General features: G+C 67.6%; 15 protein-coding genes and 1 pseudogene. 3 read left to right on the top strand and 13 right to left on the bottom strand.

Features of this window, described 5'->3' with window-relative positions; translation table 11 throughout:
* Positions 1-30: 30 nt before the first annotated feature.
* From H5395_RS12770 to uvrA, 6 genes are all read right to left on the bottom strand, one after another.
* Positions 31-1269: an NADH-quinone oxidoreductase subunit D gene (locus H5395_RS12770; protein ID WP_182792963.1), complete on the bottom strand. Its 1239-nt coding sequence runs from the start codon at positions 1267-1269 to the stop codon at positions 31-33.
* Between the two features lie 99 nt (positions 1270-1368).
* Positions 1369-2016 carry an NADH-quinone oxidoreductase subunit C gene (locus H5395_RS12775; RefSeq protein ID WP_182792964.1) on the bottom strand — a complete coding sequence of 216 codons (648 nt, stop codon included), beginning with the start codon at positions 2014-2016 and terminating at the stop codon, positions 1369-1371.
* 3 nt (positions 2017-2019) lie between these two features.
* Positions 2020-2562, bottom strand: coding sequence for an NADH-quinone oxidoreductase subunit B family protein (locus H5395_RS12780; RefSeq protein WP_182792980.1), 543 nt, complete (start codon positions 2560-2562; stop codon positions 2020-2022).
* Between the two features lie 125 nt (positions 2563-2687).
* A complete protein-coding gene (locus H5395_RS12785) occupies positions 2688-3005 on the bottom strand; it encodes an NADH-quinone oxidoreductase subunit A (RefSeq protein WP_370576452.1) in 318 nt (105 codons plus the stop codon).
* Positions 3006-3164: 159 nt separating this feature from the next.
* The gene (locus tag H5395_RS12790; protein ID WP_200559498.1) at positions 3165-3923 is read right to left on the bottom strand and encodes an SDR family NAD(P)-dependent oxidoreductase; all 759 of its coding nucleotides are present in this window, start codon (positions 3921-3923) and stop codon (positions 3165-3167) included.
* An 89-nt stretch (positions 3924-4012) separates the two neighbouring features.
* Positions 4013-6907: an excinuclease ABC subunit UvrA gene (uvrA, locus tag H5395_RS12795; protein WP_182792967.1), complete on the bottom strand. Its 2895-nt coding sequence runs from the start codon at positions 6905-6907 to the stop codon at positions 4013-4015.
* A 152-nt stretch (positions 6908-7059) separates the two neighbouring features.
* Between uvrA and H5395_RS12800 the strand changes: the two are divergent.
* Together H5395_RS12800 and H5395_RS12805 are read left to right on the top strand one after the other, a co-directional pair.
* Positions 7060-8655, top strand: a pseudogene (locus H5395_RS12800) (bifunctional UDP-sugar hydrolase/5'-nucleotidase).
* Between the two features lie 11 nt (positions 8656-8666).
* Entirely contained in the window at positions 8667-9017 is a 351-nt protein-coding gene (locus H5395_RS12805; protein ID WP_182792968.1) for a GFA family protein, read from the top strand.
* A 291-nt stretch (positions 9018-9308) separates the two neighbouring features.
* Here the strand turns inward: H5395_RS12805 and moaA are convergent, their stop codons facing one another.
* The gene (gene moaA / locus H5395_RS12810; protein ID WP_182792969.1) at positions 9309-10310 is read right to left on the bottom strand and encodes a GTP 3',8-cyclase MoaA; all 1002 of its coding nucleotides are present in this window, start codon (positions 10308-10310) and stop codon (positions 9309-9311) included.
* A gap of 154 nt (positions 10311-10464) precedes the next feature.
* On the opposite strand from moaA, the gene H5395_RS12815 reads away from it, so the two are divergent.
* Positions 10465-10947 carry a hypothetical protein gene (locus tag H5395_RS12815; RefSeq protein ID WP_182792970.1) on the top strand — a complete coding sequence of 161 codons (483 nt, stop codon included), beginning with the start codon at positions 10465-10467 and terminating at the stop codon, positions 10945-10947.
* 13 nt (positions 10948-10960) lie between these two features.
* Here H5395_RS12815 and H5395_RS12820 read toward each other — a convergent pair whose 3' ends face one another.
* The 6 genes from H5395_RS12820 to H5395_RS12845 form a co-directional block, all read right to left on the bottom strand.
* Complete coding sequence (locus H5395_RS12820; protein WP_220495025.1) at positions 10961-11323, bottom strand: hypothetical protein; 363 nt, start codon at positions 11321-11323, stop codon at positions 10961-10963.
* Positions 11320-12486, bottom strand: coding sequence for a M20 aminoacylase family protein (locus tag H5395_RS12825; protein WP_182792971.1), 1167 nt, complete (start codon positions 12484-12486; stop codon positions 11320-11322). Before H5395_RS12825 ends, H5395_RS12820 begins: the two co-directional genes overlap by 4 nt.
* 147 nt (positions 12487-12633) lie before the next feature.
* Entirely contained in the window at positions 12634-13287 is a 654-nt protein-coding gene (locus H5395_RS12830) for a thiamine diphosphokinase (protein ID WP_182792972.1), read from the bottom strand.
* Entirely contained in the window at positions 13284-13496 is a 213-nt protein-coding gene (locus H5395_RS12835; protein ID WP_182792973.1) for a DUF2842 domain-containing protein, read from the bottom strand. The genes H5395_RS12830 and H5395_RS12835 overlap by 4 nt, the downstream gene beginning before the upstream one ends.
* Complete coding sequence (locus tag H5395_RS12840; RefSeq protein ID WP_182792974.1) at positions 13493-14128, bottom strand: NAD(P)H-dependent oxidoreductase; 636 nt, start codon at positions 14126-14128, stop codon at positions 13493-13495. Before H5395_RS12840 ends, H5395_RS12835 begins: the two co-directional genes overlap by 4 nt.
* 3 nt (positions 14129-14131) lie before the next feature.
* Positions 14132-15424 carry an adenylosuccinate synthase gene (locus tag H5395_RS12845; protein ID WP_182792975.1) on the bottom strand — a complete coding sequence of 431 codons (1293 nt, stop codon included), beginning with the start codon at positions 15422-15424 and terminating at the stop codon, positions 14132-14134.
* Positions 15425-15746 lie beyond the last annotated feature (322 nt).

Raw genomic sequence — 15746 nt, forward strand, 5'->3', positions numbered from 1 at the left:
CGGGCAGGGCGGACAGGGTGGAACGGGCGATCAACGGTCCACCTCTCCGAAGACGACGTCCGATGTGGCGATCAGGGCGGTCACGTCGGACAGCATGTGGCCGCGGGCCAGCCAGTCCATCGACTGCAGATGCAGGAAGCCCGGCGCGCGCAGCTTGGCGCGGTAGGGCTTGTTGGTGCCGTCGCTGACCAGGTAGACGCCGAACTCGCCCTTGGGCGCCTCGACGGCGGCATAAACCTCGCCCGCCGGAACCTTGAAGCCCTCGGTATACAGCTTGAAGTGGTGGATCAGGCTTTCCATGTCGCGCTTCATGTCGATGCGCTTGGGCGGGGTCAGCTTGCCCCGCGCCAGCACGTCGCCCGCAGGCTCGGCCTTCAGCTTGGCGACGGCCTGCCGGATGATGCGGGTTGATTGCCGCATCTCCTCCATCCGCAGCAGGTAGCGGTCGTAGCAGTCGCCATTGGTGCCGACCGGCACCTCGAACTCGAACTCGTCGTAGCATTCGTAGGGCTGCGAGCGGCGCAGGTCCCAGGCGAGGCCGGAGCCGCGGGCCATGATCCCTGACCAGCCCCGATCCACCACGTCCTGTTCGGTGGCGATGCCGATATCCACGGTCCGCTGCTTGAAGATGCGGTTTTCGGTGATCAGCATGTCGAGGTCGTTGACCTTGGACGGAAACTGCACCGCCCAGTCGTCGATGTCGTCCAGCAGCTTCGGCGGCAGGTCCTGATGCACCCCGCCAGGTCGGAAATAGGCCGAGTGAAGCCGCGCGCCCGAGGCCCGCTCGTAGAAGATCATCAGCTTCTCGCGTTCCTCGAACCCCCAGAGCGGCGGGGTCAGGGCGCCCACGTCCATCGCGCCGGTCGTGACGTTCAGCAGGTGGTTCAGGATGCGCGTGATCTCGGAATAGAGAACACGGATCAGGCTGGCGCGGCGGGGGATCTCCACGCCCGTCAGCCTTTCGATCGCCAGGCACCAGGCATGTTCCTGGCACATGGGCGAGGTGTAATCCAGCCGGTCCAGATAGGGCAGGTTCTGCAGGTAGGTCCTGTCTTCCATCAGCTTTTCGGTGCCGCGGTGCAGCAGGCCGATATGGGGGTCGCAACGCTCGACGATCTCGCCGTCAAGCTCGATCACCATGCGAAGCACGCCATGGGCCGCCGGGTGCTGGGGCCCGAAGTTGATGCTGAAGTTGCGGATGCGCTGTTCGCCGGTCAGCACGTCGAAGCTGCCGTCGTCATAGGTGTTGCTGCGGATGTCGCCGTCCATCGGCCTACCCTCTTGCTGCGACGCGAGCGGGGCTGTCGGCCAGCCGCCCGGCGAATTTCACTGCCGGTGCGCCGGGACGATGGTCCCGGCGCCCGCGCATCACTTCTTGCCGTCCGCCGTGACGCCGGTGGTGGCGGGGGCCTTCTCGTCGCCCGGCAGAACGTAATTCGCGCCCTCCCACGGGGACAGGAAGTCGAACTTGCGGTATTCCTGCGGCAGGCTGACGGGCTCGTAGACGACGCGCTTCTCGATGTCGTCGTAGCGGACCTCGACATAGCCGGTCGTCGGGAAGTCCTTGCGCAGCGGGTAGCCCTTGAAGCCGTAGTCGGTCAGGATGCGGCGCAGGTCCGGGTGGCCCGAAAAGAGGATGCCGAACATGTCGAAGACCTCGCGCTCGAACCAGTCGGCGGCGGGGGTGACGCTGGTGATCGAGGGCACCAGCTCGTCCTCGCGGATCGCGGCCTTCAGGCGGATCCGCTGGTTGGTGTACATCGACAGGAATTGCCAGACCACGTCGAAGCGCGCCGGCCGCTGCGGGTAATCGACCGCGGTGATGTCCACCAGCGTGCCGAAGCGACAGGCCGGGTCGTCGCGCAGCGCCTGCACCAGCCCGACGATGGAACTTGCGTGGATCGTCAGGTTCAACTCGCCAAAGGCGACCTCGTAGCCCAGCACGTCATTGGGGCGGCGAGCGGCGATGGTCTCGCCCAGTTCGGCCAACGCCTCGGGATCGGGATAGACGGCCATCGCTTACCTCATCAACGTCGAGGTGCGGCGGATCTTCCGCTGCAGTTGCAGGATGCCATACAGCAGCGCCTCGGCCGTGGGCGGACAGCCGGGGACATAGATGTCCACCGGCACGACCCGATCGCAGCCGCGCACGACGGAATAGCTGTAATGGTAATAGCCGCCGCCATTCGCGCAGGACCCCATCGAGATCACATAGCGCGGCTCGGGCATCTGGTCATAGACCTTGCGCAGCGCCGGGGCCATCTTGTTGGTCAGCGTGCCGGCGACGATCATCAGGTCCGACTGGCGCGGGGATGCGCGGGGCGCGGTGCCGAAGCGTTCGAGGTCATAGCGCGGCATCGAGACCTGCATCATCTCGATGGCGCAGCAGGCAAGGCCAAAGGTCATCCAGTGCAGCGAGCCGTTGCGCGCCCAGGCGATGATGTCCTGCGTCGTGGTCAGCAGGAAGCCCTTGTCCTGCAATTCGCGGTTCAGGGCCTGTGTCGCCACGTCGCGGTCGGGACCGGCCGTGTTCGGGCCGGTCTGGACGCCGCCCGGGAAGATCAGGCCCGACTTGGTGTGGGTGGGATGCGCCCCATGATGCGCCGGCCCCGTGCCGGTGCCGATAGCCGAGCCGGGATTCGCGCCGGTCTGCCCGGCTGCGCCTGGATCTCCGCGCGTTTCGTCCATCACGCCCATTCCAGCGCCCCTTTCCGCCATTCATAGGCAAAGCCGATCGTCAGGACGGCCAGGAAGACCATCATCGACCAGAAAGCCACGTCGGACAGCGTGGCGAAGCTGACCGCCCAGGGGAACAGGAAGGCCACCTCCAGGTCGAAGATGATGAACAGGATCGAGACGAGGTAAAAGCGGACATCGAACTTCATGCGCGCATCGTCGAAGGCGTTGAAGCCGCATTCATAGGCGCTGGTCTTTTCGGGGTCCGGGTTGCGGACGGCGATGATGGCGGCTGCGAGCACGAGGATGATCGCCAGCGCCGAGGCCATGCCCAGGAAGACCAGCACGGGCAGGTATTCGGATACGAGATAGTCCAAGAGGCGGGCTCCCCTGACGACGCGGGTGCTTGTGCCCGCGTGGGTTGGCTGAGCCTCATTTAGCCCCGCCCGCACCAAGGGTCAATGGAACCCGCCGCTTTCGCCGCATCCTCAGGTGGCGGTATAGCCGCCGTCCACCAGATGATAGCTGCCGGTGATGAAGCTCGCCCGGTCAGACAAGAGGAATAGGGTCAGGGCGGCGACCTCCTCGGGGGTGCCGAGACGGCCGAAGGCGTGGCGCTCGGCCAGTCCCTGCAGCGCTGCGTCATCCATGCTCGATTCCACCAGCGGGGTCAGGATGAAGCCCGGCCCCACCGCGTTGACTCGAATCCCGCGTGATCCGTATTCCCATGCGGCGCTCTTGGTCATGCCGACGACGCCGTGCTTGGCCGCGACATAGGCGCTGGACCCGGCGAATCCCACGCTGCCGAGGATCGAGGCCATGTTGACGATGGACCCCTTCGTCCCCGCCTTCGCCATCGCCGCAAGCTGCGCCCGCATCCCGTAAAGGACGCCGTTCAGGTTGATGTCGATGACCCTGTTCCAGTCGTCTACCGGATAGTCCCCCGCATCGGCATGAGGACCGCCAATGCCCGCGTTGTTGACCGCCATCGCCAGCGTTCCGGGCAGGCTTTCGGCAGCCCGCACCAGCGCCTCGGCATTGGCCGGGTCGGCCACGTCGCCAGAGACGCCCAGCGCCTTGCCGCCCGCCTGCTCAATCTCGGCCGCGACCTTGTCGGCCACGCCCTGCTGAAGATCGCCCACGACGACGCCTGCGCCGGAACGCGCCAGCTCAAGCGCGATGGCGCGGCCAATGCCGGACCCCGCGCCGGTCACGATCGCCACGCGGCCCGAGAAGTCGAATGTGATGTCGGACATGAAAGCCTCCTTCGCCAGTTCGCCCGGAAAGGGAACGAACCGGCGGCCGAAGGGTTGCCCCTGCCCCCATCACCGCGGCATCAGGCCGCAGACACCCGCGCGCGTCTGGCCTTGGGCGCGGCATCGCGCCGTCGCGCCGCCACTTCCAGCATCGGCGCCAGATAGTGGCCGGTGTAGCTTTCCGTGACCTGCGCCACATCCTCGGGCGTTCCCTCGGCCACGATGCGACCCCCGGCGTCACCGCCTTCGGGGCCGATGTCGATGATCCAGTCGGCGGTCTTGATGACGTCGAGGTTATGCTCGATCACCACCACCGTGTTGCCCTGATCGACCAGCCGCTGCAGCACCTCCAGCAGCTTGCGGGTGTCGTCGAAATGCAGGCCTGTGGTCGGTTCGTCTAGGATATACAGCGTCTTGCCGGTGGAAGCTCGGGAAAGTTCCTTGGCCAGCTTCACCCGCTGCGCCTCGCCGCCCGACAGCGTCGTCGCCTGCTGCCCGACCTTGACGTAACCCAGTCCCACCTGGACCAGCGCGTCCATCTTGGACCGGATCGAGGGCACCGCCTTGAAGAACTCCTGCGCGTCCTCGATGGTCATGTCCAGCACGTCGGCGATGGACTTGCCCTTGAACTCGACCTCCAGCGTTTCGCGGTTGTAGCGCTTGCCCTTGCAGGTTTCGCAGGTGACATAGACGTCGGGCAGGAAGTGCATCTCGATCTTGATGACGCCGTCGCCTTGGCAGGCCTCGCAGCGCCCGCCCTTGACGTTGAAGCTGAAGCGGCCGGGGCCGTAGCCGCGCGCCTTGGATTCCGGCAGGCGGGCGAACCAGTCGCGGATATGGGTATAGGCGCCGGTGTAGGTCGCCGGGTTCGACCGGGGGGTGCGGCCGATGGGGCGCTGGTCGATGTCGATGACCTTGTCCAGATGCTCCAGCCCCTTAATCGCGCGGGCGGGCGCGGGGGTCTGCCGCGCGCCGTTCAGCCGCATCGAGGCCGTCTTGAACAGCGTCTCGACCGTCAGCGTGGACTTGCCGCCGCCGGACACGCCGGTGATGCAGACGAACCGGCCCAAGGGAAAATCGACGGTCACGTCCTTGAGGTTGTTGCCCGTCGCCCCTTCCACCGTCACGGCCTTGCCGTTGCCCTTGCGGCGTTCGGCTGGAACCTCGATCTCGCGCGCGCCGGAGAGATACTGCCCGGTGAGGCTGTCCGGGTTGGCCTCGATCTCGGCGGGCGTGCCCTTGGCCACGACCTCGCCGCCGTGGACGCCCGCACCCGGTCCCATGTCGAAGACGTAATCGGCATGACGGATCGCATCCTCGTCATGCTCGACCACGATCACCGAGTTGCCCTGATCGCGCAGCCCCTTCAGCGCCTCCAGCAGCCGGTCGTTGTCGCGCTGGTGCAGGCCGATGGAGGGCTCATCCAGCACATAGAGCACGCCCGTCAGGCCCGAGCCGATCTGCGACGCCAGCCGGATGCGCTGGCTTTCGCCGCCCGACAGCGTGCCCGCCGCGCGGGAAAGCGTCAGGTAGTCCAGCCCCACGTTCACGAGGAACCCCAGCCGCTCTCGGATTTCCTTGAGGATGGCGCGGGCGATCTCGTTTTTCTGATTCGACAGATGGTTCGGGGCGTCCTCGACCCATGCCAGCGCCTCTCGGATCGACTGGTCCGTGACCTGACCGACATGGCGGCCAGCGATCTTCACCGCCAGTGCCTCGGGCTTCAGCCGGTTGCCGTCGCAGACATGGCAGGGGCGGCTGTTCTGGTAACGCTCAAGCTCCTCGCGCGACCAGGACGAGTCGGTCTCGCGCCAGCGGCGCTCAATGTTGGGGATGACGCCTTCGAAGGTGCGGCTGACCTCGTAGACGCGGCCCGCGTCGTCGAAGCGGAAGCGGATTTCCTCAGCGCCTGAGCCGTGCATCAGGACGTGGCGCACATGGTCCGGCAGGTCGCGCCACGGCGTCTTGCGGTCAAAGCCGTAATGCGCGGCCAGCGCATTGGTCGTCTGAGTCATGTAGGCCGACTTGGACTTGGCCCAGGGCGCGATGGCCCCTTGCGCCACCGACAGGCCGGTGTCGGGAACGACCAGGCGTTCGTCGAAGAACAGTTCCACCCCCAGCCCGTCGCAAGCGGGACAGGCGCCCAATGGCGCGTTGAAGGAAAACAGGCGCGGCTCGATTTCGGGGATGGTGAAGCCGCTGACCGGGCAGGCGAAGTTTTCCGAGAAGGTGATGCGCTCGGGTTGACCCTCGGAAGGCGCGGTTTCCAGAACCGCGATGCCTTCCGCAAGGTCCAGCGCCGTGCGGAAGCTATCGGCCAGCCGCGTTTCCAGCCCCTCGCGCACGACGATGCGGTCCACCACCACGTCGATGTCGTGGCGGAACTTCTTGTCCAGCGTGGGCGGCGTATCAAGCTCGTGGAACGCGCCGTCGATCTTGACCCGCTGGAAGCCCTTTTTCCGCAGGTCCAGCAGTTCCTTTTCGTAAGCGCCCTTGCGGTCGCGGACGATGGGGGCCAGCAGAAAGGCGCGCGTCCCCTCGGGCAGCGCCATCACCCGGTCCACCATGTCCTGCACCTGCTGCGCCTCAATGGGCAGGCCGGTCGCCGGGGAATACGGTGTCCCTGCACGGGCGAACAGCAGCCGCAGGTAGTCGTAGATTTCCGTGACCGTCCCCACCGTCGAACGCGGGTTCTTCGAGGTCGTCTTCTGCTCGATGGAAATCGCCGGCGACAGGCCCGAGATATGGTCCACGTCCGGCTTGCCCATCATGTCGAGGAACTGCCGCGCATAGGCCGACAGGCTCTCGACATAGCGCCGCTGGCCTTCCGCATAGATCGTGTCGAAGGCGAGGCTCGACTTCCCCGACCCCGACAACCCGGTGATGACCACCAGCGAGTCGCGCGGAATGTCCATGTCCACGCCCTTGAGATTATGCTCGCGCGCGCCGCGCACCTCGATGAACTTCTGTTCCATGCGGACCTCTCGGGGGGACAAGGGCATCAGATATGGTCGCCTGCGCGAAACGCAAGCCGGAAAGAACATCAGGCGAACATCTGCGCTGAAGTCAGCTTGTCACATGAGCGTGCCACTGGCAGGCTGAACCTGATCCCCTGACGGAGTCCGCCATGACCCGACTGCTTCTGACCACGGCGCTGGTCGCCTTCGCCAGCACCGCGCAGGCCGACTACGTGCTGCACATCCTGCACACCAACGATTTCCACAGCCGGATCGAGCCGATCAATGCCTTCGATTCGACCTGCGACGCCGAAACGCTGGCGAAGAACGAATGCTTCGGCGGCGTGGCGCGGCTGAAGGCCGCCATCGACGCGCGGCGGGACGCAATCCGGGCCGAGGGCGGCAACGTGATCGTGCTAGACGCGGGCGATCAGTATCAGGGATCGCTGTTCTACACGACCTACAAGGGCCGGGACACGGTCGAGTTCATGAACGCCATCGGCTATGACGCCATGAGCCTCGGCAACCACGAGTTCGACGATGGCCCCGAGGGCGCGGCGGTCCTGCTGGACGGGGCGGAGTTCCCGGTCATGTCGGGCAACCTCGACGTCTCGCAATCGAACCTGCTGGCGGGCAAGCTGCGCCATACGGTCACGCTGGAGGTGGGCGGAGAGAAGATCGGCCTCGTCTCGGCGCTGGCGATGGACACGCCCGAGACGGCTTCGCCCGGTCCCTCGGTGATCTTCCTGGACGACATGGAGAGCCTCAAGGCCGGGGTGCAGGCGCTGGAAGCCGAGGGCGTGGACAAGATCATCGCGCTGACCCATGTGGGCTATAGCAGTGACCTTGAGTTCGCCACAGGGGTGCCCGGCCTCGATGCCATCATCGGCGGCCACAGCCACACGCTGCTGGGAGAGATGGAGGGCGCCGCTGGCCCCTATCCGACGCGCGTCACAGCTTCGAGCGGCGCCGAGGTTCCGGTCGCAACTGCCTACGCTTATGGGAAATACCTCGGCGAGTTGAAGCTGACCTTCGACGACCAGGGCCGCTTGACCGCAGCCGAGGGTGCGCCGATCCTCCTGGACGCCAGCCACCCCGAGGACGACACCATCGTCGCCCGCGTGTAGGAACTGGCCCGGCCGCTTGAGGAGCTGCGCCGCAAGCAGGTGGCCGAGATCGCCGTTCCCTTGGGCGCTGACCGGGCCGACTGCCGGGCACGGGAATGCGTCATGGGCAATGTCGTGGCCGATGCGATGCTGGCGCGGGTGGCAGATCAGGGCGTCAGCATCGCAATCCAGAACGGCGGGGGCTTGCGCGCCTCGATCGACGCAGGGCCGGTGACGATGGGAGAGGTTTATGACGTCCTGCCCTTCCAGAACTCGCTTTCTACCTTCCGCGCCAAGGGCTCGACCGTTCTGGCCGCGCTGGAAAACGGCGCCAGCGAGATCGAGGATGGCGCAGGCCGCTTCGCCCAGGTCGCGGGGCTACGCTATGCGATTGATCCCGCAGCGCCCGCGGGCAGCCGGATCAGCGACGTTCAGGTTCGGACGGGCGAAAGCTGGGCGCCGCTGGACCCCGCGGCGACCTATGGCATCGTCACCAACAACTACCTGCGCGGCGGTGGCGACGGCTATGCGATGTTCGCCACCGAGGGAACCGACGCCTATGACTTCGGCCCCGATCTGGCCGAGATTCTGGCCGACTGGCTGTCGCGGCAGGGGCTGGGCTATGCCCCTGCATTGAACGGCCGCATTACCGTGAAATGAGAGGATGACCCATGGCCGCGCAACATCATGCCGGCAGTTGCCAATGCGGCGCCATCGCCTTCAAGGTGGACGCCGACCTGGACCAGACCGTCACCTGCAACTGCTCGCGCTGCCGCAGGCTGGGATCGGTGCTGGCCTTTGTTCCGAGGCAGGCGTTCCGGCTGACCTCGGACGGGCCGACGACGGAATACAGGTTCAACGAGCAGGTCATCTCGCACCGCTTCTGCCCTGTTTGCGGCATCGAACCCTTCGCCTATGGCGAACAGAACGGGCAGAAGATGGTGGCGATCAACGTCAACTGCCTCGAGGGGGTGGACGCGCGGACGCTGGAGTCAAGCCACTACGACGGCGCCTCGGCGTAAGGGCCACAGCGGTTCCGTCTTGCCGGATCAGCGGCTCGGGTTTTCCCTACCCGCGCGTGTGACAAGGCGGGATCGTCCCCTGCCCGTCCTTCGCGCCGCCGCCCACGACCGCACAGCAGGCGGCGCGTCCCTCATCCACGGCTGGCCCCCTGTCACACTGAAGGGGCTGGATCGCGCCAGACTTCGGCAGCGGCCAGGTCATGCCGGGAGGGGAACACGAGGCGCAGCCGCGCGATGCAGGGCTGCGCGTGATGGTGCCCGGCGTGGTCTGGATCAGGCTGTAGTTACAGGTCAGCCGCCGGTGTGGCTCATGTGCCGCGTCACCTGACCGCCGACTCCGCGGGAATAGTCGAAGTCGTGGCCCTTCGGCTTGCGGGCAATGGCGGCGCGGATGGCGTCCTTCAGCGGCGCGTCGCCGGGGCTGGCGCGCAGGGGTCCGCGCAGGTCGGCGCGGTCCTCTTGCCCGAGGCACATGTAAAGCTCGCCCGTGCAGGTGACGCGGACGCGGTTGCAGCTTTCGCAGAAATTATGCGTGAGCGGCGTGATGAAGCCGATCTTCTGGCCGGTTTCCTCAAGCCGCACATAGCGGGCGGGGCCGCCGGTGCGTTCCGCCAGCGGGGTCAGGGTAAAGCGGGTTTCCAGCCTTCGGCGCAGGTCGCTGAGGGGCCAGTACTGGTCCAGACGGACCTCCTCGCCCATGTCGCCCATCGGCATGACCTCGATGAAGGTCAGGTCGTGGCCCTGTTCGCCGCACCAGTCGATCAACGGGAACAACTCGTCCTCGTTGAAGCCCTTGAGGGCTACCGTGTTGATCTTGATGCGCAATCCGGCGGTCTTGGCGGCGGCGATGCCGTCCATGACCTGCGGCAGGCGGCCCCAGCGGGTGATGGCGGCGAACTTGTCGGGGTCCAGCGTGTCCAGCGAGACGTTGATGCGGCGCACCCCGCACTCGGCCAGTTCCTCGGCAAAGCGGGCAAGCTGGCTGCCGTTGGTGGTCAGGGTCAGCTCGTCCAGCCCCTGCCCCAGCCGGTCGGACATGACGTGGAAGAAGGACATGATGTTGCGTCGCACCAAGGGTTCGCCCCCGGTGATCCGCAGCTTGCGCACACCGAGGTCGATGAAGGCGCCGGCGAGGCGTTCCAGTTCCTCCAGCGTCAGCAGCTCGGCTTTCGGCAGGAACTGCATGTGCTCGGCCATGCAGTAGGTGCAGCGGAAATCACAGCGGTCGGTGACCGACACCCGCAGATAGGTGATCGGGCGGGCGAAGGGGTCGATCAGGGGAGCTGCAGTCATGGGGGCAACATAGGTCCGTGGCGTCCGGGGCACAAGGTTGGCGGCTTGCCGCCGGGGCGCGCGCCGGGCGTGGACAGCGGGACGGCCAGCGGCGCAAAATCGCGGTCACAGGCCATGCACGGTCGATGCACATCTCATGCACAAGGGATACGACATGACGATCCGCCCCATTCTTTCGTCCGCCGCGCTGGTTCTGGCGCTGGCCGGCTGCGACATGATGTCCGACCTGCGGCCCGCGCCACCCCCGCGGACCCCGGCGGCGACGGTCAGCGCCGCGCCCACGGTGGCGGCCGGTTCGCTGCAGCGGCCGGCAGGCTCGCAGTCGGTGGCGCAGCTTGACGCCTCGGCCGCCGAGAAGGCGGCGGCCACGCGGCCGAGCGCGGCGGGCGGGCGGCTCGGCACCACCATCGCCTCGCTGGGCGACGCGACCGAGGGCGGGTTCTGGATCAAGACGCCGCTGGTCAGCGCGCCAGGCAAGGGGCGGATCGTGGACGCGGCCTCGGGGCGGTCGGTGAACGTGGACCTGATCCCCCTGCCCGGTCCGGCCTCGGCGGGCAGCCAGGTGTCGCTGCCGGCGCTGACCACGCTGGGCGCGGACCTGACCGACCTGCCCGAGCTTGAGGTCTATCGAAGCTGAGGCCCGCGCCGGGTCACGACCAGTCGGCGCGGCGGGCCTCGACCCAGTCGCGCCCGGCATCGCCGCCCCAGAGCAGCCAGGCGATGTAGCCGGTCGAGGGGTTCGCGGCATCGTCCCAGCGCCCCCGCCCGCGCAGATAGCCGAAGCGGGCGAACCAAACCGCGATCACCCGCATCTCTCTGGCTGAATGGGGGCGCAGGGCGGACAGGCCTTGCGCGCGGGCAAGGCCGACTTCGGTGCCGCCGCGGCCATGCCGCTGTCGCAGGGCAAGGCCCTGCCGCGCGGCAAGACCGACCTCGGTCGGCGGGACGAAGCCCCCGCCCAGGCCCAGCAGGTCAAGCTGGACCGCAAGCTCGGGCGGAAGGGTCTGCGTCACGCGGCGGGCATCCGGGCCTCGATCATGCCAGCATACCAGCTTGAACCCGCCGGGATGGCCTCGTCGTTGAAGTCATAGGCCGGGTGGTGGAGCATCGCCGTGTCGCCGTTGCCCGTGAAGATATAGGCGCCGGGGCGTTCCAGCAGCATGTAGCTGAAATCCTCGCCCGCCATCATCGGCATGATCTCGGTGTCGACCTCGCCCGCGACCTGCCGGGCGACCTGCGCCGCGTGAAGGGTTGCCTGCGGGTCGTTCATCGTCACCGGATAGCCGCGCTGGTAGTTCACCTCGGCCGAGCCGCCCATCGCCCCGGCCACCCCGGTCGCGACGCGGTGCAGCCGTTCTTCGACAAGGTCGCGGATGGCGGGATCAAGGCTGCGGGCCGTGCCGCGCAGGCGGACGGTCTGGGGGATGATGTTATGGGCACGGCTGCTCGTCTCGACCACGCAGACCGAGACCACGGCGCTGTGCAGCGGATCGACGTTGCGCGAGACGATGGATTGCAGCGCCACGATCACCTGCGCGGCCATCAGGGTCGTGTCCACGCCGTCATGGGGGCGGGCCGCGTGGCCGCCCTTGCCGGTCAGCAGGATCTCGAATGTGTCGGCGGCGGCCATCATCGCGCCGTCGCGGATGGCGAACTGTCCGGCGGGCAGGCCGGGCAGGTTGTGCATGGCGTAGAACTCCTGGATGCCCCAGCGGTCCACGAGGCCGTCCTGCACCATCGCCTGCCCGCCGCCGCCGGCTTCCTCGGCGGGCTGGAAGATCACCACCGCCGTGCCGTCGAAGTTGCGCGTCTCGGCCAGGTATTTCGCCGCGCCCAGCAGCATGGCCGTATGGCCGTCATGGCCGCAGGCATGCATGACGCCGGGGGTCTTCGAGGCGTAATCGGCGCCCGTCGCCTCGGTGATCGGCAGGGCGTCCATGTCGGCGCGCAACCCGATGACGCGGCCGCTGCTGTCGCTGCGGCCCCTGATGACGCCGACGACGCCGGTGCGGCCGACGCCTTCCGTCACCTCGTCGGCGCCGAAGCCGCGCAGCAGTTCGGCCACGCGGGCGGCGGTGCGGTGGACGTCGTAATCCAGTTCGGGCTTCTCGTGGAAGTCCCGCCGCCAGGCGGTGATCTCGGGGTGAAGCTCGGCAAAGCGGTTCTTGACGGGCATGGGTGTCTCCTTCGCGGCGGTGGCAGGGTGGCATGGCGCGCGGGCAAGGGGAAGATGCGGCGCAAGAGTCAAGGGGCGCTGCCCCTCGGCCCGTTCCGGGCCTCACCCCGGGGATATTTCGACGAAGAAGAAGCCCGCAGGCTACCGTCAGGCCGAGGTGATGGCCTGGATGGCGGCGGCGGCCTGGGCGCGGGGCAGGATGACGAGACAAGGGCCGTCGAGCGCCAGTTCGACGGGGCCGGTCGTCTCGTTCGAGGTGCCGGTGCGCCGGGCGGGGTCGAGCGTCAGGCCGTCGATGGGCCAGCGCAGGCCCCGGCTGGTGCCGGTGACGGGGCCGAGGGGATAAAGGGACAGCCGGGTGCCCGGCGGCAGGTCCAGCGCCAGCCGGGCGGGGGCGGCGAAGATCGCGTCCTCGCCCCCCAGCAGCAGGCAGGGGCGCGGCACCCGGACAAGCGTGGTCAGGCAGGCCAAGAGGTGGTCGGCGCGCGAGCCGGTGAAGCCCACCGCCACGACAAAGGGCGCGGCGATGCGGGTCAGGCATTTCTCGAAGTCGGTCGTTTCCTGTTCGGGAACATGGTGCAGCCGATCGGGAGGGATGGCCGCGCGCCCCGCCGTCGAGAGCGAATCGAGATCGCCGATCACCGCCTGCGGCATGATGCCATCCGCCAAGGCCCGGTCGGCGCCGCTGTCGGCGGCCGCCACGGTGGGCGCCAACGCCAGCGCCTCGGCAAGATCGGCCGCCGTCACCGCGCCGCCGCCGATCAGGGTGACGCCGGCGGCCGAGGTCAGGACCGGCGTCATTCCCCCCGACCAACGCCCCGGAAGACGCGGCGGAAGGGCAGCAGCCAAGCAAAGGCGAGGAAGATATAGACCGGCACCTCGGCCCAGATCGGCATTCGGCCGAAGCGGGCGTCCAGCCAGTTGATGAAGGTCACGGCGATGACGATCCAGACCGGCATCCAGACCAGCAGCAGGACCAGCGACCATCTCTTGCGTTGCTGGAGGTTCATGTCTCGCGCTCCTGCGCCTCGACGGCGATGCGGCGAGCGGTGGGGCGGCGGCGCAGCCGCAGGGCGGTGGCGGCCGCGCCATGCAGGCGGCGGCGCCAGCGGGGCATGTTGCGTTCCGCCTCGCCCTCGCGGACGCGGCCCAGATAGATGCGGCGGATCGGGTCGAGCCCGCAGTAGCCCAGCACCTGCCAGCCCATTCGCGCGCCTAGGGGGTCGCGCATGACGAGGCGGTAAAGCAGCGGCGGCGTGTCCATCGTCACGATCATGTCCACGGAACGCCCGGCCAGCATGGGGTCGGGCATCAGCGCGCCCTCGGCCACCGAGAACGCCTTGGCGGGAAGGATCAGCCGATCCCACAGGCCCTTGAGCCGCGCGGGTTCCGCCCCCCACCACAGCGGAAAGCCCAGAACGATATGGTCGGCGGCCAGCATCGCCTGCCAGAGCAGGTGCAGGTCGGGTTCCCATTCCTGGATCGTCTCGTAGCCGCGCCGCAGGTTGGGGTCGAAGTCGAGATCGCGGACCGCCAGCCGCGCGACGCGGGTGCCGGGGGGCAGCCCCTCCTCATAGGCGTCCAGCAGCGACTGGGTCAGCCGGTCGCTGTCGGGATGGCCGTCGAGGATCAGGACGCGCATGGATCAGTCGGCGAAGGGGTCGGTGACAAGGATGGTGTCCTCGCGTTCGGGGCTTGTCGACAGCAACGCGACGGGGCACTGGATCAGTTCCTCGATCCGGCGGACATACTTGATGGCCGCGGCCGGCAGGTCGGCCCATGACCGCGCGCCTTCGGTCGATTCCGACCAGCCCTCGATCTCCTCGTAGACCGGCTGGGCGCGGGCCTGCAGGGCGGCGGCGATGGGCAGGTAGTCGTAATGCTGGCCGTCCACGGTGTAGCCGGTGCAGATCTTCAGCGTCTCGAAGCCGTCCAGAACGTCCAGCTTGGTCAGGGCGATGCCGTTCACGCCGGAAATGGCGCAGGTCTGGCGCACCAGCGCCGCGTCGAACCAGCCGCAGCGGCGCTTGCGGCCGGTGACGGTGCCGAATTCGTGCCCACGCTCGCCCAGCCGCTGGCCGATCTCATCCTCAAGCTCGGTCGGGAAGGGACCGGAGCCGACGCGGGTGGTATAGGCCTTGACGATGCCCAGCACATAGCCGATCGCGCCCGGCCCCATGCCGGTGCCGCTGGCCGCAGCGCCCGACATGGTGGTGGAGGAGGTGACATAGGGATAAGTGCCGAAGTCGATGTCCAGAAGAGCGCCCTGCGCCCCTTCGAAGAGGATGCGCTTGCCGGATTTCCGGGCGTCGGCCATGATCTTCCAGACGGGCTGGGCATAGGGCAGCAGCTTCGGCGCGATCTCCAGCAGCCGGGCTTTCAGGTCCGTCCGGTCGATGGGTTCGGCCCCCAGTCCCTGCCGCAGCGGGTCGTGGTGCGCCAGCAGCCGGTCAAGCCGCTGGTCCAGCGTCTCCTCGTCGGAAAGATCGGCAAGGCGGATGGCGCGGCGGCCGACCTTGTCCTCATAGGCCGGGCCGATGCCGCGGCCGGTGGTGCCGATCTTCGAGGCGCCCGCGGCTTCCTCGCGCAGGCGGTCGAGGTCCTGGTGCAGGGGCAGGATCAGCGGCGTGTTTTCCGCGATCATCAGGTTGTCGGTGGAAATGGCGACGCCCTGCCCCGCCAGCTTGTCGATTTCCGCAAACAGCGCCCAAGGGTCCAGCACGACGCCGTTGCCGATCACGGCCAGCTTGTTCTTGCGGACGATCCCCGAGGGCAGCAGCGACAGCTTGAAGACCTCGTTGCCGATGACCAGCGTGTGGCCCGCGTTGTGGCCGCCCTGGAAGCGGGCGATCACGTCGGCGCGCTCGGACAGCCAATCGACGATCTTGCCCTTGCCCTCGTCGCCCCACTGGGCGCCGACCACCACCACATTCGCCATGCCTAAACCCCTTTGACGGTCCGCGCGGGGTATAGCCCCGATGACAGCGCCATGAAAGCCGCTATCCGCGCAAAGCCCCTCGGGGGCGGAGTTCATAGGAAAGATGGTGGGGGCGAGACGATTCGGACCTGCGGCCTGCGGCCTGCGGCAACCGGACGCGTTGTGAAACACTGAACCTGCCTGGCAGTTCTTCAAGGGGACTATATAGATAACTAGCCAAATTTCGCTTGGCGGTCGTGGCTAGCTAGATTATAAAGGTTCCAGAAGGAGCCCGTGCCATGACGAACCCCGAGACGCTCTCGACATTCCAGTTCTTCCAGAA

Source organism: Paracoccus sp. MC1854, from assembly GCF_014164635.1.
Classification (GTDB): domain Bacteria; phylum Pseudomonadota; class Alphaproteobacteria; order Rhodobacterales; family Rhodobacteraceae; genus Paracoccus.